At 37.7% G+C, this 19100-nt stretch carries 19 protein-coding genes; all 19 read right to left on the minus strand.

Annotated features, from left to right (window positions below):
• Positions 1-5: 5 nt before the first annotated feature.
• Entirely contained in the window at positions 6-896 is an 891-nt protein-coding gene (gene ylqF / locus BAQ46_RS06790; protein ID WP_000236700.1) for a ribosome biogenesis GTPase YlqF, read from the minus strand.
• A 20-nt stretch (positions 897-916) separates the two neighbouring features.
• Positions 917-1468 (minus strand): signal peptidase I, encoded by a 552-nt coding sequence (gene lepB / locus BAQ46_RS06795; protein ID WP_000711857.1) that lies wholly within the window; start codon positions 1466-1468, stop codon positions 917-919.
• Between the two features lie 101 nt (positions 1469-1569).
• The gene (rplS, locus tag BAQ46_RS06800) at positions 1570-1914 is read right to left on the minus strand and encodes a 50S ribosomal protein L19 (RefSeq protein ID WP_001186516.1); all 345 of its coding nucleotides are present in this window, start codon (positions 1912-1914) and stop codon (positions 1570-1572) included.
• 146 nt (positions 1915-2060) lie between these two features.
• Complete coding sequence (gene trmD / locus BAQ46_RS06805) at positions 2061-2795, minus strand: tRNA (guanosine(37)-N1)-methyltransferase TrmD (RefSeq protein WP_000686892.1); 735 nt, start codon at positions 2793-2795, stop codon at positions 2061-2063.
• Entirely contained in the window at positions 2795-3310 is a 516-nt protein-coding gene (gene rimM, locus BAQ46_RS06810; protein WP_044791576.1) for a ribosome maturation factor RimM, read from the minus strand. The genes trmD and rimM overlap by 1 nt, the downstream gene beginning before the upstream one ends.
• A gap of 120 nt (positions 3311-3430) precedes the next feature.
• Positions 3431-3658, minus strand: a complete 228-nt coding sequence (locus BAQ46_RS06815) for a KH domain-containing protein (RefSeq protein ID WP_000737403.1) — start codon at positions 3656-3658, stop codon at positions 3431-3433.
• Between the two features lie 14 nt (positions 3659-3672).
• The gene (rpsP, locus tag BAQ46_RS06820; protein ID WP_000268750.1) at positions 3673-3945 is read right to left on the minus strand and encodes a 30S ribosomal protein S16; all 273 of its coding nucleotides are present in this window, start codon (positions 3943-3945) and stop codon (positions 3673-3675) included.
• A gap of 100 nt (positions 3946-4045) precedes the next feature.
• Positions 4046-5395, minus strand: coding sequence for a signal recognition particle protein (gene ffh, locus BAQ46_RS06825; RefSeq protein WP_000863461.1), 1350 nt, complete (start codon positions 5393-5395; stop codon positions 4046-4048).
• Positions 5396-5407: 12 nt separating this feature from the next.
• Entirely contained in the window at positions 5408-5740 is a 333-nt protein-coding gene (locus BAQ46_RS06830) for a putative DNA-binding protein (protein WP_000891062.1), read from the minus strand.
• Positions 5741-5873: 133 nt separating this feature from the next.
• Entirely contained in the window at positions 5874-6863 is a 990-nt protein-coding gene (gene ftsY / locus BAQ46_RS06835; RefSeq protein ID WP_000007646.1) for a signal recognition particle-docking protein FtsY, read from the minus strand.
• A gap of 15 nt (positions 6864-6878) precedes the next feature.
• Entirely contained in the window at positions 6879-10448 is a 3570-nt protein-coding gene (gene smc / locus BAQ46_RS06840; RefSeq protein WP_000479000.1) for a chromosome segregation protein SMC, read from the minus strand.
• A 147-nt stretch (positions 10449-10595) separates the two neighbouring features.
• Positions 10596-11333, minus strand: a complete 738-nt coding sequence (gene rncS / locus BAQ46_RS06845; protein ID WP_001146876.1) for a ribonuclease III — start codon at positions 11331-11333, stop codon at positions 10596-10598.
• 58 nt (positions 11334-11391) lie between these two features.
• Positions 11392-11625 (minus strand): acyl carrier protein, encoded by a 234-nt coding sequence (gene acpP, locus BAQ46_RS06850; RefSeq protein ID WP_000786062.1) that lies wholly within the window; start codon positions 11623-11625, stop codon positions 11392-11394.
• Positions 11626-11694: 69 nt separating this feature from the next.
• Positions 11695-12435: a 3-oxoacyl-[acyl-carrier-protein] reductase gene (gene fabG, locus BAQ46_RS06855; protein ID WP_000911784.1), complete on the minus strand. Its 741-nt coding sequence runs from the start codon at positions 12433-12435 to the stop codon at positions 11695-11697.
• Positions 12435-13379, minus strand: coding sequence for an ACP S-malonyltransferase (gene fabD, locus BAQ46_RS06860; protein ID WP_000516951.1), 945 nt, complete (start codon positions 13377-13379; stop codon positions 12435-12437). Before fabD ends, fabG begins: the two co-directional genes overlap by 1 nt.
• A gap of 14 nt (positions 13380-13393) precedes the next feature.
• Positions 13394-14386 (minus strand): phosphate acyltransferase PlsX, encoded by a 993-nt coding sequence (gene plsX / locus BAQ46_RS06865; RefSeq protein WP_000684108.1) that lies wholly within the window; start codon positions 14384-14386, stop codon positions 13394-13396.
• On the minus strand, positions 14383-14976 hold the full coding sequence (gene fapR, locus BAQ46_RS06870; protein WP_000747352.1) for a transcription factor FapR: 594 nt from the start codon (positions 14974-14976) through the stop codon (positions 14383-14385). The genes plsX and fapR overlap by 4 nt, the downstream gene beginning before the upstream one ends.
• 88 nt (positions 14977-15064) lie before the next feature.
• Positions 15065-17113: an ATP-dependent DNA helicase RecG gene (recG, locus tag BAQ46_RS06875; RefSeq protein WP_001006882.1), complete on the minus strand. Its 2049-nt coding sequence runs from the start codon at positions 17111-17113 to the stop codon at positions 15065-15067.
• Positions 17114-17401: 288 nt separating this feature from the next.
• The gene (locus tag BAQ46_RS06880) at positions 17402-19078 is read right to left on the minus strand and encodes a DAK2 domain-containing protein (RefSeq protein ID WP_000027110.1); all 1677 of its coding nucleotides are present in this window, start codon (positions 19076-19078) and stop codon (positions 17402-17404) included.
• Positions 19079-19100: the final 22 nt, after the last annotated feature.

Raw genomic sequence — 19100 nt, forward strand, 5'->3', positions numbered from 1 at the left:
ACGTCTTATACTTCTTCTACTTTTTCTGCATCTTCTGTCTGCTCTGCAAACTCTTCTGGTGTTTCAAACGTCATTTTTCCAAGTTTGCCACCACGAAGCTCACGAAGTACAAGTTCAGATGTTTTATCATAATCAATCATTCCGCCGCCCATTAAACAGCCTCTATTTTTTCCAATCGCATCAAATAACTCCACGATATCTTCTGGAATGTCATTTAAATTATAGCGCTCTTTTAATCGCTCTGGGTAATGTTTCTCCATAAAACGTAGCGCATAAACAGCTACGTCTTGTAGATTTAAAATAGAATCTTTAATTGCACCAGTCGTAGCTAGACGTAATCCAACTAATTGGTCCTCAAATTTAGGCCATAGTATACCTGGTGTATCAAGTAATTCCATTTCCTTCCCAACTTTAATCCATTGCTGAGCTGTTGTCACACCAGGACGATCTCCTGTTTTAGCAATATTTTTCTTCGCTAACTTATTAATCAACGTAGATTTACCAACATTCGGTATCCCCACAATTAATGCACGAATCGCTCTCGGTCTAATACCTTTTGCAACCATTTTATCAAATTTCTCTTTCACTAACACTTTACAAGCCGCTGCAATTTCCTTCATACCTTGTCCAGCCTGTGCGTTAATTGAAATTGCCATATGGCCTTTTTCTTTAAAATATGCGATCCATTGCTTTGTTAAACGATCATCTGCCATATCCGCTTTATTTAAAACAACAAGCCTCGGTTTATGTGTAATAATCTCATCGATCATCGGATTTCGAGAAGATAAGGGTAATCGAGCATCTACAAGCTCAATTACAACATCAATTAACTTTAATTTTTCTGTTACTTGGCGTCTAGCCTTTGCCATATGTCCCGGGAACCATTGAATTACCATGTTGCCACCTTCTTTTTCTTTTATTTCACAATACGAGCATCTTTTAACGGCCAATATAGTATATTTGCCTTTCCAATCACTTGGTCCATTGAAATTGTACCAATCGAACGGCTATCTTTACTAAAACGACGATTATCGCCTAAAACAAATAATTGACCTTCTGGAACAGTTTTCTTTCCTGTCATTTCTTCAAGAGTGAAATCATATGTAAGCGGTCCGTCAGCAATTTGTTTTTTCTGCTTGTCTAAATACGGCTCCTCATAAGCCTTTCCGTTAACATATAGTTTATCATTACGATACTCTATTTCATCGCCTGGCAGGCCGATAATACGCTTAATATAATCTTTATCTTCCGTTGCTCGGAATACAATAATATCAAATCGTTTCGGATCTCCTATGTGATAACCAATTTTATTAACAATCATTCGATCGCGATCATGTAATGTAGACGCCATCGATACTCCATCTACGAGAATTGGCGCAAAGAAAAACTGTCTAATAACACCTGCTAATACAACAGCTATCAAAATTGCCTTGATCCATTCCCAAAGTGAACTCTTTTCTTTCTTCATGCTTTTCCCCTCCACGATTATGTAAGCTGATCGTATTATATCAAAATTTTATATAGATTGGAAAAAGGGAGCTTGTGCATTTACAAGCTCCCATACATGTCTTATCGAATTTCTTTAATACGTGCTTTTTTACCGCGAAGGTTACGTAAGTAGTATAACTTAGCACGACGTACTTTACCACGGCGAAGTACTTCGATTTTCGCGATTCTTGGCGTGTGAACTGGGAATGTACGCTCTACACCTACACCGTAAGAAATCTTACGAACTGTGAATGTTTCACTGATTCCGCCACCACGACGTTTAATTACAACACCTTCGAAAAGCTGAATTCTTTCACGAGTTCCCTCAACTACTTTTACGTGTACACGTAAAGTGTCTCCAGGACGGAATGAAGGAAGGTCAGTTTTTAATTGGCCTTTTGTAATTTCTGCGATTAATTGTTGCATATTAAATTCTCTCCTTTAAACAGATGCTCTTATAAAGTCTAAATAAATTACAGCGGAACATCGTTAATACGGCTACTGATTTCAGCAGCACAAGTGTTATAATAGCATATTGCTAAGGCTGTTGCAATAGAAAATATATCAAGCACTTATTTGCCTTCTTTAATCTGTTCTAGCCACTTCTTTTCTTGCTTAGACAATTCTCGTTCTTCTAGTAAATCCGGTCTACGCGTGTACGTACGACGCAACGATTCTTTATGTCGCCATTCATCAATATTTTTATGATTTCCCGACATTAATACATCTGGCACTTTCATACCACGAAAATCAGCTGGACGTGTATAATGAGGATGCTCTAATAAACCTGTACTAAACGAATCCTCGACTTGTGAAGCATGATTTCCTAGTACTCCTGGAAGGAGACGTACGACACTATCAGTTATAACCATAGAGGCTAACTCTCCACCCGTTAATACATAGTCACCGATAGAAATCTCATCTGTTACGAGATGTTCACGAATTCGTTCGTCATATCCTTCATAATGCCCACATACAAAGATTAAATGTTCTTCCTCTGCAAGCTCTTCCGCTTTCTTCTGAGTAAACCTTTCACCTTGCGGACACATTAAGACAACTCGCGGCTTCCGCTCTGTCTCTTTCGTTAAATCTTCTACAGCATCAAAAATAGGCTGAGGAGTTAACACCATCCCAGCGCCGCCACCATACGGATAATCATCCACACTATTATGCTTACTCGTTGTATAATCGCGGAAATTGACAACACGAAGCTCTACCGCTTCTTTTTCTTGTGCTTTCTTTAAAATTGAAGATCCAAACACACCTGTAAACATATCTGGAAACAAAGTTAAAATGTCAATTTTCATTATAGTAGCCCTTCCATTACATGAATGGTTACTAATTTATTCTCAATGTTAACTTGAAGCACAACATCATCAATATAAGGAATTAACAAATCTTGACCTTTTGGACGTTTAATTACCCAAACATCATTTGCACCAGGAGATAGAACTTCTTTTATTGTCCCTAGCACTTCTCCTTCTTCCGTTACAACGTTGCAACCAATAATTTCATGATAGTAGTATTCACCTTCAGCTAGTTCGCCTAATTGATCTTCAGGCACTTTTAAAAGAGAACCTTTAAACTGTTCTACTTCATTTACATTCCCATATCCTTCAAATGTCAATAAATCAAATGTTTTATGTTGACGATGAGAAGTAATCTTTACTGGGAAAGGCTCTCCACCTTTTTCATTCGATATGTATAACGTATTCCCTACTTTATATCGCTCTTCTGGAAAATCCGTACGAGAAACCACACGAATTTCTCCTTTTACGCCATGAGTATTTACAATTTTTCCTACGTTAAACCATTTTGTCATAAACAGTATGTCACCCCTGGTTTCTATATAAATTAAGCATCCCCATTTCACATATGGAACATGCAACTTCTCTTTAAATGTTAAAAAAGGGAGAGGAATAACTCCTCGCCCTTTTTACGTTTATTGAATTTCCAGTGTTACTTTTTCACTATTGTGATGTCCCACTGAATACAAGAGCATTCGAATTGCTTTCGCAACTTTCCCTTGTTTTCCAATGACTTTTCCAACATCCTCAGGATGTACAGTTAATCGATACTTTATCTCTCCGTTGTAAAGTTCCTGTGTAACTTTTACATCTTCAGGATAATCGACAAGAGGCTTGACAATCGTCTCGACTAACTTCTTCATAGTCATTGCCTCAATTACTTACCTTGTTTAGATAAGTGGAATTTCTCCATGATACCTTGGTTAGAGAATAAGTTACGAACTGTATCAGATGGTTTAGCACCATTTCCTAACCATTTTAATGCTGCTTCTTCGTTGATCTTAACTTCAGCTGGTTGAGCAACCGGATTGTAAGTACCGATTTCCTCAATGAAACGTCCGTCACGAGGAGAACGAGAATCTGCAACAACTACACGATAGAAAGGAGTTTTTTTAGCTCCCATACGTTTTAAACGAATTTTAACTGCCATTTATAAAGCACCTCCGAATTTATTTCACACAGATAATTATATTAGCAAAAAGACTATTGCTTTGTAAAGTATTTTTTCTTAACAGAGCCATCTTTTTTCCTTACATGAATGGAAACTTCAATCCACCTAGTCCTTTTTTCTTACCTTTTTGCATTCCAGTCATCGTTTTCATCATTTTTTTCATATCATCAAATTGCTTGATTAAACGATTGATTTCTTGTACCGTTGTACCGCTACCTTTGGCAATGCGTTTTTTGCGACTAGCATTGATTATTTCCGGTTGTTCTCGCTCTAATTTAGTCATAGAACGAATAATTGCCTCAATATGCCCAATTTGTTTTTCATCAACTTGTGCATTTTTCAGCCCTTTAATTTTATTTGCACCAGGAAGCATTCCTAACAATTCATCAAGCGGTCCAAGTTGACGCACTTGTCCAAGTTGTTCTAGGAAATCGTCAAGTGTAAACGAAAGCGTACGCATTTTTTGCTCAAGTTCTTTTGCTTTCTCTTCATCAACTGTAGCTTGCGCTTTTTCAATTAACGTTAAGACGTCTCCCATCCCTAAAATACGGGATGCCATACGTTCTGGATGGAACGCTTCAAGTGCATCTAGTTTTTCACCCATACCAGCAAATTTAATTGGCGTATTTGTAACAGCTTTAATAGATAATGCCGCACCACCGCGCGTATCACCATCCAGCTTCGTTAATACAACCCCTGTTAAACCTAGCTGTTCATGGAAACTTTGTGCAACATTAACCGCGTCTTGTCCTGTCATCGCATCGACAACAAGGAAAATTTCATCCGGTTTCGCAACTTCTTTCACTTTCGCTAATTCATCCATTAGTTCTTCATCAATATGCAGGCGACCTGCTGTATCAATTAAAACATAATCATGATGATCTTCTTTCGCTTTTGCAATCGCTTGTTTCGCAATTTCAACAGGACTTACTTGATCTCCTAAAGAGAATACAGGCATGTCCAATTGCTTCCCTAATGTTTCAAGCTGTTTAATCGCTGCAGGACGGTAAATATCCGCCGCAACAAGCATTGGTTTACGATTATGCTTTTTACGAAGCAAATTCGCAAGCTTACCTGTCGTCGTTGTTTTACCTGCACCTTGCAGACCAACCATCATAATAACAGTCGGTGGCTTATTAGCAACAGCAATTTTGCTTTGCTCTCCGCCCATAAGTTCTGTAAGTTCTTCCTGTACAACCTTAATTACTTGTTGTCCAGGTGTCAAACTTTTCATTACATCTTGTCCGACAGCACGTTCAGATACACGCTTTACAAAATCTTTTACTACTTTAAAGTTAACGTCCGCTTCTAAAAGAGCTAGACGAACTTCTCTCATCATTTCTTTCACATCGGCTTCAGAAACTTTCCCTTTGCCGCGGATTTTTTGCATCGTCTGTTGAAGTCGGTCGGCTAATCCTTCAAATGCCATATTGCCGCCCTCCTAATCTAATTTTTCGATAGCTTCAACAACTTGTTTCATTTCTTCATTCACATGCTCTTCTTCGCTGATTAGCTGTTTTAGCTTTGCAACAAGTCGCTGTCGCTCTTGAAACTTTTGAAGTAATACTAATTTTTCTTCATATTCTTCAAGCATCGCTTCAGTCCGTTTAATGTTATCATACACGGCTTGGCGACTTACATCAAATTCTTCCGCAATTTCACCAAGAGATAAATCATCTAGATAATAAAGCGACATATAACTTCTTTGTTTTTGCGTTAACAACGATTGATAAAAATCAAATAAATAGTTCATTCTCGTTGTTTTTTCGAGCATGTTGGATCATCCTTTGTTAAGTGATTTCCCTTTACATGAATTAGTTTACATGGAGTACAAAAGAGTGTCAAGTTTTTTTCTTAACATCTCATATTTTTATAGAAAAAGAAGCGGAAAATACCGCTTCTTTCACTTATACTTCTTCTGTTTCTACTAAGTTCGCAAATAAACCATATACATATTGTTCTGGATCGAACTGTTGCAGATCATCCATTTGCTCTCCTAATCCAACGAATTTCACCGGTACATCCATTTCGTTACGAATTGCTAATACAATACCACCTTTAGCAGTTCCATCTAACTTCGTTAAAACAATACCAGTCACATTCGTTGCTTCACGGAATGTTTTCGCTTGACTTAAACCGTTTTGTCCTGTTGTTGCATCAATAACAAGTAATACTTCATGAGGAGCTCCTGGTACTTCACGCTCAATTACACGCTTTACCTTCTCTAACTCTTTCATTAAGTTTACTTTATTTTGTAAACGTCCTGCTGTATCACATAGTAATACATCTACTTTACGTGCTTTTGCAGCTTGTACAGCGTCATACATAACCGCTGCTGGATCAGACCCTGATCCTTGTTTAATCACTTCTACCCCAACGCGATCGCCCCATACTTCTAATTGTTCAATCGCTCCAGCACGAAATGTATCTCCTGCTGCTAATAAGACAGACTTACCTTCTGATTTAAACTTATGAGCCATCTTACCAATTGTTGTCGTTTTACCTACACCATTCACACCAACAAATAAAACAACTGTCAATCCATCCTTTTGCTCATTAATTTCATTAGTAAAATCACTGTCACCTTTATAAATCTCTATTAATTTTTCCGAAATAACAGCTTGTACTTCTTTTGGATCTTGAATATTACGACGTTGCACTTCTTCTTTCAGCTGGTCGATTAATTCCATCACTGTCGAAACGCCAACATCTGCACCGATTAAAATTTCTTCTAATTCTTCGAAGAAATCTTCATCTACTTTACGGTAACGAAAGACTAAATCATTTACTTTATCTGCAAACGAATTTCTCGTTTTTTCTAATCCTTGTTTAAACTTCTCTGTTACCGTATCTGTTTGTTTTGAAATTTTTTCTTTTAGTTTTTTAAAAAAGCTCATACTGTCCCATCCTTTCTATTTGCTTGCAACTAGTTCTTCTCCATCATCTAAACGAACCGAAACAAGTTTAGATACCCCTGACTCTTGCATTGTTACACCGTACAATACGTCAGACTCTTCCATTGTACCTTTTCTATGTGTAATTACAATAAACTGTGTCTCATCACTAAATTTCTTTAAATACTGAGCAAAACGGGCAACGTTTGCCTCATCAAGAGCAGCCTCTACCTCATCTAATACACAGAATGGGACTGGGCGTACTTTTAAAATACCAAATAGCAGCGCAATTGCCGTTAAAGCACGCTCTCCACCTGAAAGTAAACCTAAGTTTTGCAGTTTCTTCCCTGGCGGTTGCGCTACGATATCAATACCCGTATTTAATAAGTCCTCTGGATTCGTCATAACTAAATCCGCTCTACCGCCTCCAAATAATTCAGAGAACACCGATTGAAACTCCATTCGAATTCCTTCAAACGTAGTAGAAAAGCGTTTTTTCATTTCTTCATCCATTTCAGTAATAAGTTGGTGCAATGTCGTTTTTGCTTCTTCTAGATCATCTTTTTGCTCTAGTAAGAATGTATGACGCTCTGCCACACGCTCATACTCATCAATTGCTCCTAAGTTTACTGTACCTAGCTCTTCGATGGAGAGTTTAATTAGTTTCACCTTTTTACGTGCATCCTCAGCAGGCATCACCATTGTATACTTCAGTTTTGCCGCTTCAAATGAAATCGTATATGTTTCACGTAAATGTTGTAATCTATTTTCTAACTCTACATCAAGTCGGTTTATTTTTACCTCTTGATCTTTCAACATCTCAAGAATGTATTTATGTTTACCTGTTGTTTCTTTCAGGTTACGCTCTAACTGTTCTACTCTCTCTTGTAACGATACACGTTGTTCACGACGAGAGCGAATTAACTCTGAAGTTTGATTACGATCATATGCTTTCTTCTCAATCATATTCGTAATTTGTTCTTCACCACTTGAATTCGATGTCATTTCTTGTTTTAAGAATGCTAAATCCTCTTTCGTTTTGACAAGCGTTGCATCGGTTTCTTCTTTTTCCTTCGTCAATCGTTCTACTTTTTCTTTTTGATTAGATAAGCGTTGTTGCTTTTCAGCTGCTAACACTTTTAACTCAGTCATTTCTTTTTGAACTTTTTCTTTCGAAGAATGTTGCTCACTTTTTTGTTTTGTTAAAGCTGTGATTTTGCTATCTAATTCCGTAATCTCTGCCTGAAGAGTCGCTAAAATCTTTTCTAACTCTTCTTTACGGCCTTGCATTTTCACTTGGTCTTGCAAGAACCCTTCAATCTCTAAATCGTAAATAGATAACCGATCATTAATACGATGTTCTTCTAATTCTAAGCGACTAATTTCTTCTCTTAATTTCTGTTCATCTACACGCTCTGCTTCTACACTTTGCCTTAGTTCGCGTATTTGCACTTCTTTTTCTTGAATCTCTTGTTTTACTGCTTTAACAAAGTTTTCTAACTTCGTTGTTTTTTCTTCCATATCAGTTAACTTACTCGTCCACTCTTCTAGTTCACGTTGACGTCCTAATAAAGATGATTTCGCCTGTTTTACCGCTCCACCCGTCATAGAACCGCCAGGGTTTACTACATCACCTTCGATTGTTACAATGCGATAACGGTATTGCAATTGTTTCGCCAACTCATTCGCTCCGCGTAAATCTTTTGCAACAATAACAGTACCTAATAAATTTGAAACTACATTTTCATATTTATTGTTATATTGCACGAGTTCTGCTGCCACACCTACAAACGATGGGTGCTGATTTACAATACGTAATTGCTCAAATGATAACGATCTACCTTTAATAACAGCTTGCGGTAAAAACGTTGCTCGTCCATGTTTATTTTGTTTTAAAAACGCAATTGCATTACGAGCATGTTCTTCTTTTTGTACAACTATATGCTGCATCGCTGCACCTAGAGCAATTTCCATTGCAATTTCATATTCTTTCGGTACCGTTAGCAGTTCTGCAACAGCACCCTCAATACCTTGCAACCTATTTTCTCTAGCTTTCAATACTTCACGTACCCCTTGATAGAAACCAGAGTAGTCCTCTTGCATCTCTTCTAGCATTTCTTTTCGAGAACGTGCCTGTTGTACAAATTGATATGCTTGATACAGTTTTGTTTCGTTTTCACTATACTGCGCCTTGCATTTCCCAAGTGCCGCTTCTGTCTTTTGTATATTCGAAAGGATTCCAGCTACTTTTTCTTTTACTTGTTCATAACTTTCCACAAGTTTTGTCTTTTTCGCTGTAATTTCCATACGCATTTCTACATATTTCGCATTTTCTTCATCAAGGCGTTCATTTTTTGAGTTTTGTTGTTTAGATTGTTCTTCAATCATAGATAACTCATTACGATGACTAGCTTGTTGATTTAAAAGTTCAATATAGTCACCTTTTAAATTCTCAATTTGCTCTTCTAAATTGTCAGCAAACGTTGCAAGTAATTGCTCATTATCATGCAATTTCGTCTCCAACTCTTTTACATGATTTACAAATTGCATCAATACTTCTGTACTCGATTCAATTTCACCATCATAACTTGTAGCTTTCTCTGTTAATTCAACAATTAACTGTTCGAGTTGTGCACAATGCGTCGTTGCATTTTGCTTTCTCTCTTTTAATAGCTCACGCTGTCCTTCTAACTTTTCTAGTTCTTTACTAGAAAGCAAAAGTACTTCTTGCAGGGAATCTACAGACTCATCTACTGCTTGTAATTGGCCTCGTAATTCCTCTAGCTCTTCTTCACCTTTTTGTAAATGCGTTGACATTTTCGCTTCTTCGTTTTTATTATGCCCAAACTGATTTCGAAGCGCTTCCCATTTCTCATGTAATTCTTCAATTTCATGTACAATAAGCGCCGCTTCTACTTTCTCTAATTCTTCTTTTTTCTCGAGATAATCCTTTGCAATAGAAGCTTGTCTTTCTAAAGGTTCTACTTGACTACTTAATTCGTGAATTATATCTTGTACACGATTTAAGTTTTCTTGTGTGTCTGCTAATTTACCTTCAGCTTTCTTTTTACGAAGTTTGTATTTCAGCACTCCCGCCGCTTCTTCAAATACACCACGACGTTCTTCTGATTTACTACTTAAAATTTCTTCAACTTTCCCCTGGCTAATAATCGAAAAAGCTTCTCTTCCCATACCAGAGTCCATAAATAAATCGATAATATCTTTCAACCTGCATGATTGTTTATTAATATAAAAATCACTATCACCAGAACGAGATACACGACGCGTTACACACACCTCATTATATTCAATCGGTAAACGTTGATCTTCATTATTTAAAGTTAATGTTACTTCAGCAACATTAACCGCTCTTCTCGTATCACTACCTGCAAAAATAATATCTTCCATCTTTGCACCACGTAATGATTTTGCCGATTGTTCACCAAGTACCCAACGAATGGCATCAGTAATATTACTTTTCCCGCTTCCATTAGGTCCTACTACAGACGTTACACCTGGGACAAAATCGACAGATACACGCTCAGCAAAAGACTTAAATCCTGCTATTTCTAATCTTTTTAAAAACACGAAAGGCCTTCCTCCTATTCTCCGTTGCTATAAATGTTGTTTATACAAAAACAAACGATTATACGGATTTCATTTCCTTACATTTATAAACGAAAGGAAAGTTTCATTCTATGCACAAGGAATCCCCCTCATTCAAAGGGGGATTCCTTATAGTTGTTCTTTTAACTTTTTCAACGCTTCTGCAGCAGCTTGTTGCTCTGCTTCTTTTTTCGACTTGCCACTACCAAGACCTAAGGCCACGTTATTTAACGTAACACGTGACACAAATTCTCGATTGTGAGCCGGTCCTTTTTCTTGCAAAATTTGATACTCAATATTGCCACTACCATCACGCTGAATCAACTCTTGTAATTGACTCTTATAATCCATCACATGAGAAAAAGCACCTTCATTAATTTTAGGGTATACAATTTCTTTTAAGAAGCCCCATACTGTTTCTAACCCTTGATCAAGATAAAGGGCACCAATAAACGCTTCAAAGACATCCGCTAATAAAGCTGGTCGTTCACGTCCGCCTGTCATTTCCTCACCTTTTCCTAATAAAACTAGGCTACCAAATGACAACTCGTTTGCAAAACGAACAAGAGATGGTTCACATACAATAGCTGCACGTAGTTTTGTTAACTCTCCTTCGCTCATTGTCGGATATTTTTGAAACAGATACTGCGATACAGTAAGTTCCAATACTGCATCTCCAAGAAATTCGAGACGCTCATTGTCTTCATGCGGTTTTTTTCGATGCTCATTCACATACGATGAATGCGTAAATGCTTGAATCAATAATTTTTCATCTGTAAACGTAATACCTATTTTTTCTTGAAATACTTTAAACGCTTCACGATATTTTGTTTCGTATTTTTTTTCTCTATATTTACGGTACGGCATAGGTCCCTCCAGATATAAGCCGAGAAGCCCCGCTAAAAAACGGGACTTCATTCAAGCATTATAGATGACTCTCTATGTAAGTCACAGCATCGCCAACAGTAGCAATCTTTTCAGCATCTTCATCAGAAATTTCCATTTCGAATTCGTCTTCTAATTGCATTACAAGTTCTACTACATCTAGGGAGTCTGCTCCTAAATCTTCCTTGAAGCTTGCAGCTGGTACTACTTCTGTTTCTTCTACTCCTAAACGATCAACGATAATTTTTGTTACACGCTCTAAAACATCTGCCATTCCATTCACCTCCCCTCAAATATTATATTAAATATTGTCCAAAAAAACTAGCTGAAATCGATTCTTTTATTACATTACCATACCGCCATCAACATTTAACGTTTGACCTGTAATATATTTGCTTTGATCAGAAGCAAAAAACGTTACAGCATTTGCGATATCTTGCGCTTCACCAAACTGAGCTGCAGGAATTAATTTTAACATTTCAGCTTTTATATTTTCATCTAATACGTCTGTCATATCTGTCGCAATAAATCCAGGAGCAATTGCATTTACAGTAATATTGCGGCTTGCTAACTCTTTTGCTGATGTTTTTGTTAATCCGATTACACCTGCTTTAGCAGCAACATAGTTTGCTTGTCCTGGGTTTCCCGTTACTCCGACAACAGAAGCGATATTTACAATACGTCCATGACGTTGACGCATCATATATCGAGATACTGCCTTTGTACATAAGAATACACCTTTTAGGTTTGTATTAATAACTGTATCCCATTCTTCTTCTTTCATACGCATTAATAAATTATCTTTTGTTACACCTGCATTATTTACAAGAATATCAACTTGTCCAAATACATCTACAGTTTGTTTCACCATATTTGTAACGTCTTCAGCATTTGCAACATCTGCTCTTACTGCAATTGCATCCGAACCTAATTTCTTTATTTCATCAACTACTTCATTTGCCTTTTGCTCGTTACCAGCATAATTTACTACAACATTTGCCCCTTGTTTTGCTAAATCAATCGCAATTGCGCGACCAATTCCACGTGAAGCACCCGTTACTAATGCTACTTTCCCTTTTAACATCAGTTTTCTCCTCTCAAATTCGAAATGGTATCTTGTAATGTCTCTTCATCGTATATCGCGTATGCTTTCACTGATGAATCAATTGACTTCATAAGTCCAGCAAGTACTTTCCCAGGTCCAATCTCAATAAATGTATCTACCCCTTGACTCACCATATATTCAATGGATGGATACCATAAGACAGGCGAATAGAGCTGCTCGATTAGCTTTTCTTGAATATGTGCACCACTTGTAATAACGTCTGCTGTTACATTTGCGATTACCGGAATATTCGTATCTTGAATTGTAATTTCATTTAAGACACTTTGGAATTTCTCCGCCGCTGGCTTCATAAGCGCAGAGTGGAACGGTCCACTTACTTTAAGCGGAATTGCTCTCTTTGCACCATGTTCTTTCGCTCTTTGAGAAGCAATCTCGACTCCTTGCTTTGTTCCAGAAATCACAATTTGCTTCGTACTATTCATATTAGCAATTTGTACTGCATACCCTTCACTTGTTACTTCTTCTGTAACTTGTTTCAGCATATGTGGATCAGCACCTAAAATAGCCGCCATTGCACCTTCTCCGCCAGGAACAGCTTCTTCCATATATTCCCCACGTTTCCTTACAGCATATACTGCATCCTCAAAAGTTAATGCACCTGCTGCTACAAGAGCGCTATACTCACCTAAACTATGCCCTGCGACAAAGTCTGGTGTAATATCATACTCTTTTAAAGCTGTCAAAATAGCAAAACTCGTTGTTAATAAAGCAGGTTGCGCATTTGTTGTTAACGTAAGCTTTTCCTGCGGCCCTTCAAAAATCACTTCTGAAAGTGAGTCTTGCAACACCTCATCTGCTTTTGCAAATACATTTGCAACCTCTTTATTATTCTCTGCTAACTGTTTACCCATTCCAACTGCCTGTGAACCTTGGCCCGGAAAAAGAAATGCTAGTTTTCCCATTTCAAATCCTCCTCTTATTGGAGTGGCTCTTTCTCCATTACGCTTGAAATAGTAGGAATAACTTCTTTCGCTACCATTTCTCTCGTTTGACGAATCGCACTAAATATTGATTGGTCATTGGAAGAACCGTGAGCCTTAATGACAGGAGCTTTCAATCCAAATAACGCGGCTCCTCCATACTCCGAATAATCCATTTTATCTTTTAATACCATAAGTTTTGGTTTTAATACCGCCGCTGCTAATTTGCTCGTAAACGAACTCATTAACTGCTCTTTTAACATAGAGAATAATGCAAGTGCTGTTCCTTCTAATGATTTCAGTGCTACATTCCCTGTAAAACCGTCACATACAACAACATCTGCTACACCTTGCAATAAATCTCTTGATTCAACGTTCCCAACAAAATTAATTGGCGCATCTTTAAGCATTGCAAAGACTTGTTTTGAAAGCTCGTTACCTTTACCATCTTCTGTTCCAACGTTTAAAAGTCCAACGCGAGGATTTTTAATTCCTCTTACTTTCTCAGCGTATACAGATCCCATTACTGCATATTGATATAAATGAATTGGTTTTGCATCAACGTTCGCTCCAACATCTAACATAACAAAACCTTCTCCATCAACAGTTGGCATTGTAGGGGATAAAGCTGGTCGCTCAATTCCTTCCATACGACCTACAACAAACAATCCAGCCGCCATTAAAGCTCCTGTACTACCAGCTGATATACAAGCATCCGCTACACCGTCTTTCACTTGCTGCGCCGCAAGTACCATTGAAGCTTGTTTTTTTCGACGAACCGCTCTTACTGGTTCATCTGTCGATTCGATTTTTTCGTCTGTATGAAGTATAGTAATTCGTTCTTCACTCGTTAAGTATTGACGAATTTCCTCTTCTTTCCCCACTAACGTAATATGTAAATCAGAATATTCCTTAATAGCTTTCATTGCTCCTAGTACGACAGCCTTTGGAGCATGATCGCCGCCCATTGCATCTATTGCGATTTTCATAAGTTGTTACCTTCCTCACTATAATTACTAGATCGATACATTTCAAAAGTGCCTGTAAAAACAAGTTCTTCTCCAACGAAGCTACGCACTTTGACAACCGTCCGCCCTTTATCATTCTCTACATCTTCCACGCGCGCTTTTGCAACAACACGCTCTCCTAATTTTACAGGACGAATGTATCGAATGGTAGACTTTGCAGTTAAAGCTAATTCTTCATCAATAACCGCAACAGCTAGTGAGTTTGCTTGTGCAAACAAATGATGCCCACGGGCAATTTGATTTCTTTTAAATACGTGTTCTACCTTCACTTCAAAAATAGAAATCGCATGTCTATCTAATTCTATATCAATAATTTCTCCGACAACCTCTTCTAACGGTAAAGATTTCACATCTTCTTCATGTTGCTTTGTAGCTACATGTTTAATTCTTTCTCTTAATTCAGGAATAGATAATTCCATACGATCAAGACGTACAGTTTGTATACTCACTTGAAATTTCTCTGCTAAATCTTCATCCGTAATAAAAGGATTCGTTTCTATCGTTTGTTGTAATAATTCTTGTCTTTCTTTTTTACTTCTTCTTTTTTTCATACCGCACCATCCATTTTTATGACTAGGTACTAACAGTAGTATATAATCATTAAAAGTAGAATGCAACAAAAACTTTTGTTGCCTCCCTTTAATCGAGCTTCTCTCCCTGGAACACACCTGTCCCGTCAAGATACGTACGCAACGACGCATATTGATCATTATGCCAAAACGCTTCTGAATCTACTAGTAACGCCGCATCTTGTCTAGCTGTTTCTAGCGCCCGATAATCATGTACCATATCAGCAACCTTGAATTCTGGTAAACCACTTTGCTTACTCCCAAAGAAATCTCCAGGACCTCGTAATTCTAAATCTTTTTCTGACAATACAAATCCATCATTCGTTTCGGTCATAATACGCATTCGTTCTTTTCCCGTTTCCGATTTTGGATCCGCGATTAATAAACAATACGATTGTTCACTACCACGCCCAACACGGCCTCTTAGCTGATGAAGCTGTGATAAACCGAAACGCTCTGCATCATAAATAACCATTACAGTCGCATTCGGTACGTTCACACCCACCTCAACAACTGTTGTCGACACAAGAATTTGCACTTTATTTTCACTAAATTGCCCCATTATCTCTTCTTTTTCTTGAGATGATAATCTTCCATGCATTAATCCGACTTGACATTTCCCCTGATAATGATGAGTCAGCATACTATGTAAGTCGATTGCATTTTGTACATCAAGTTTCTCAGATTCTTCAATTAGAGGACAAATAACATATGCTTGTCTTCCTTTTTTTATCTCTTTCTCTACAAAACCGAGAACACGATCTAACATGTCATGTTTTGCCCAGTATGTTTCAATTACCTTTCTACCAGCCGGCATCTCATCGATTATAGAAACATCCATCTCTCCAAATGCAGTAATTGCTAACGTACGTGGAATTGGTGTTGCTGTCATAAATAATACATCTGGACTTTCACCTTTCTCACGTAAAACTCGTCGCTGCGCTACACCAAATCGATGTTGTTCATCAGTAATCACGAGACCTAACCTATGAAAAATAACTTCATCTTGAATTAAAGCATGCGTTCCAACAAGGATATCTATTTCTCCTTGTTCTAATTTTGCCAAAATCTCTCGGCGTTTCACACCTTTAACTGAACTTGTTAACAATTCAACCTTCATACCAAAGTGCGAGAACGTCTCTGCGAGCGATTGATAATGTTGTTCTGCTAAAATTTCTGTTGGAACCATTAAAGCACCTTGATAATGCGCTAATTTCGCTGCATAAAGACCAATTGCAGCGACCACCGTTTTACCAGAACCTACATCACCTTGCAACAGACGATTCATTCGATAAGGAGATGTCATATCTTTCATAATTTCATCTACAACTCGGCGTTGCGCACCAGTTAATGGAAACGGAAGTGCATCGATAAACTCTTGCAATTCTTCTGAAGGAATTTCTTTTTTCGTCCCTTTCGAATTTTCCCTCTCCATTTTTCGTAACGTTTGCATTTTTAACTGAAATAAGAAAAACTCCTCATATACAAAACGGCGACGCGCTTGCTTCAAATCTTCCTGACCTGTTGGAAAATGCAACGCCCGAAGCGCTTCATAACGCGGCAATAATTTATATCGACTTAGCAATCCATCAGGTAACACTTCAACTATAGAATCTCCATACTCTTTTAACGCTTGTGCAATAAAACGGCGCATCTGTTTTACTGTAAGTTTCCCTTTCACTGAGTACACAGGCTCTACTTCTTGTTGACGTACAACCGGTCCAAAATGAAGTTCTGATACCGCAATCGTTTGACGATGCTGATCCCATTTACCAGTAATCGTTACCGTTTCATCTAAATTTAACTTCTGCTTATAGTACGGCCTATTAAAACATACAGCTGTAATTAAATAACGACCTACGAGGACACGAACCGTAAGACGCGACTTCTTCTTCCCATAATATTGCAGTAAAGGAGCACTATGAACTTTTCCCTCTACTGTTACACGTTCATCATGCTTTACTTCAGCAAGATCTTTCATCGCATAGTCTTCATAACGGTACGGAAAATGTTCTAATAGATGAGAAACTGTATAAATTCCCATCTCGTGTAGTAATTCAGATGTTTCTCCTCCGATTCCCTTTACATCCGTAACAGGAACTTGTACAACTTCATTCAAGGTTCTCACGCTCCGTCACATTATTTTTTGATTCATTATCCATTAACATGATTGACATCTGTAATCGCTCTCTTTCACCCTATATATTCTATCATAGGCATTCTAAGAGAAACTACTCAAATCCCTCATAAACAACACGAAAGAAAAGAGCCTCACTATTAGCAGCAAGGCTCTTTTTTATCTTCAATATGCTAGCCTTTTGAATAAAAACTAGTAATAAACTTCATATTACTACTTATTATCCATTAGCAAGTAAGTAATCCATTTATTTTCAAAACGAATTTTTTCTTATTCTACAGAGAAGATGAAAGAATACACCGGTTGGTTTCCAGCATGTACTTCTACTTCTGCATCTTCAAAATTCTCTTCTACAAATTCAACTAATTCAGCTACCTCTTCATCAGTTGCATCTTCACCTTGTAGAATCGTTACGATTTCAGAATCTTCATCAATTAGTGCTTCTAGTAATTGCTTCGCAGCCCCTACTTTTTCAGCATTTGTTGATACGATTTTTCCATCTGCGATACACATGAAATCATCTTTTTGAATTGCCACACCATCAATTTCCGTATCACGTACAGCATACGTAATTTGACCTGTTTTCACATGAGATAAAGCTTCTTTCATGTTTTCTTCATTTTCCTCTAGCGTTCCAACTGGATTAAATGCTAACATTGCAGCCATACCTTGAGGAACTGTTTTTGAACGAACTACAATCACTTCTTGATCCACAACTGACGCTGCTTGTTCTGCTGCCATTACGATATTCCCGTTGTTCGGTAAAATAATGATTTTTTCAGCGTTTGCTTCTTCAATCGCCTTCACGATATCCTCAGTACTTGGATTCATCGTTTGGCCACCTTCGATAACTTTCGTCGCGCCAATGCTTTCAAATAAAGTTTTAATACCAGATCCCATAGCTACAGTTACGATACCGTACGGTTGTTTCTCTTTAGGCTGGCTAGTTGGCTCAGGCATCATGGCAGGCTCATCTAATAAAGCGGTATGCTGTTCACGCATATTCTCTACTTTAATCTTGATTAAACTACCGTAACGTTGTCCGTAGTTCATAGCGTCTCCAGGATGTTCTGCATGAATATGAACTTTTACAATTTCATCATCAGATACAACTAGTAGTGAATCACCATACACACTAATATCTTCACGGAATTTTTGTTCAGAGAAATTATGTTCTTTCACTTTATCAGCTTCTAATTTCACCATGAACTCCGTACAATATCCATACTTAATATCTTCTGTACTCAATTGGCTTTGTACACTACGGTGATGTTCTGCGCGCACCATTTCATTCATAGATGGTTGGGCAGGTGCATCAGAAGAAATCGTTTCTCCTTTTAAGTCAGCTAAAAACCCTTCGTAAACTACTACAAGACCTTTACCACCGCTATCTACAACGCCAACTTGTTTTAATACAGGTAATAAATCTGGCGTACGATTTAACGATGCATTTGCTTCTTTCACAACGTCTTCCATAAACAAAACAAAGTCGCGCTGTTTTTTCGCAACTGTTACTGCATATTTACCCGTTTCTCTTGCAACCGTTAAAATCGTTCCTTCAATCGGTTTCATAACCGCTTTGTAAGCCGCCTCTACTCCAGCTTCTAAAGCTGCAGCAAAATCAACTGTTGTTAATTCTTCTTTTTGTTCAATGGATTTCGAGAAACCACGGAACAACTGAGATAAAATAACTCCAGAGTTACCACGAGCTCCCATTAATAATCCTTTGGCTAAACTTACGCCGACTTTACCAGCATGTTGTGAAGGATTTGCTTTCACTTCACGTGCGCCTGAAGTCATAGATAAGTTCATGTTTGTACCGGTATCGCCATCTGGAACTGGAAATACGTTTAATGCATCAACAAGCTGAACATTATTCGTTAAATTATTCGCTCCTTGAATGATCATTTGTGATAAACGTTTTCCATCAATTTTTTGAATTGACACAGATTTTCCTCCTTAATGCACA

This window comes from Bacillus paranthracis, from assembly GCF_001883995.1.
Classification (GTDB): Bacteria; Bacillota; Bacilli; order Bacillales; family Bacillaceae_G; genus Bacillus_A; species Bacillus_A paranthracis.

Bases quoted from the DNA above. Each gene is read 5' to 3' on its own strand.
- ylqF (WP_000236700.1), bottom strand. From the start codon at position 896: ATGGTAATTCAATGGTTCCCGGGACATATGGCAAAGGCTAGACGCCAA.
- lepB (WP_000711857.1), bottom strand. From the start codon at position 1,468: ATGAAGAAAGAAAAGAGTTCACTTTGGGAATGGATCAAGGCAATTTTG.
- rplS (WP_001186516.1), bottom strand. From the start codon at position 1,914: ATGCAACAATTAATCGCAGAAATTACAAAAGGCCAATTAAAAACTGAC.
- trmD (WP_000686892.1), bottom strand. From the start codon at position 2,795: ATGAAAATTGACATTTTAACTTTGTTTCCAGATATGTTTACAGGTGTG.
- rimM (WP_044791576.1), bottom strand. From the start codon at position 3,310: ATGACAAAATGGTTTAACGTAGGAAAAATTGTAAATACTCATGGCGTA.
- BAQ46_RS06815 (WP_000737403.1), bottom strand. From the start codon at position 3,658: ATGAAGAAGTTAGTCGAGACGATTGTCAAGCCTCTTGTCGATTATCCT.
- rpsP (WP_000268750.1), bottom strand. From the start codon at position 3,945: ATGGCAGTTAAAATTCGTTTAAAACGTATGGGAGCTAAAAAAACTCCT.
- ffh (WP_000863461.1), bottom strand. From the start codon at position 5,395: ATGGCATTTGAAGGATTAGCCGACCGACTTCAACAGACGATGCAAAAA.
- BAQ46_RS06830 (WP_000891062.1), bottom strand. From the start codon at position 5,740: ATGCTCGAAAAAACAACGAGAATGAACTATTTATTTGATTTTTATCAA.
- ftsY (WP_000007646.1), bottom strand. From the start codon at position 6,863: ATGAGCTTTTTTAAAAAACTAAAAGAAAAAATTTCAAAACAAACAGAT.
- rncS (WP_001146876.1), bottom strand. From the start codon at position 11,333: ATGCCGTACCGTAAATATAGAGAAAAAAAATACGAAACAAAATATCGT.
- acpP (WP_000786062.1), bottom strand. From the start codon at position 11,625: ATGGCAGATGTTTTAGAGCGTGTAACAAAAATTATCGTTGATCGTTTA.
- fabG (WP_000911784.1), bottom strand. From the start codon at position 12,435: ATGTTAAAAGGGAAAGTAGCATTAGTAACGGGTGCTTCACGTGGAATT.
- fabD (WP_000516951.1), bottom strand. From the start codon at position 13,379: ATGGGAAAACTAGCATTTCTTTTTCCGGGCCAAGGTTCACAGGCAGTT.
- plsX (WP_000684108.1), bottom strand. From the start codon at position 14,386: ATGAAAATCGCAATAGATGCAATGGGCGGCGATCATGCTCCAAAGGCT.
- fapR (WP_000747352.1), bottom strand. From the start codon at position 14,976: ATGAAAAAAAGAAGAAGTAAAAAAGAAAGACAAGAATTATTACAACAA.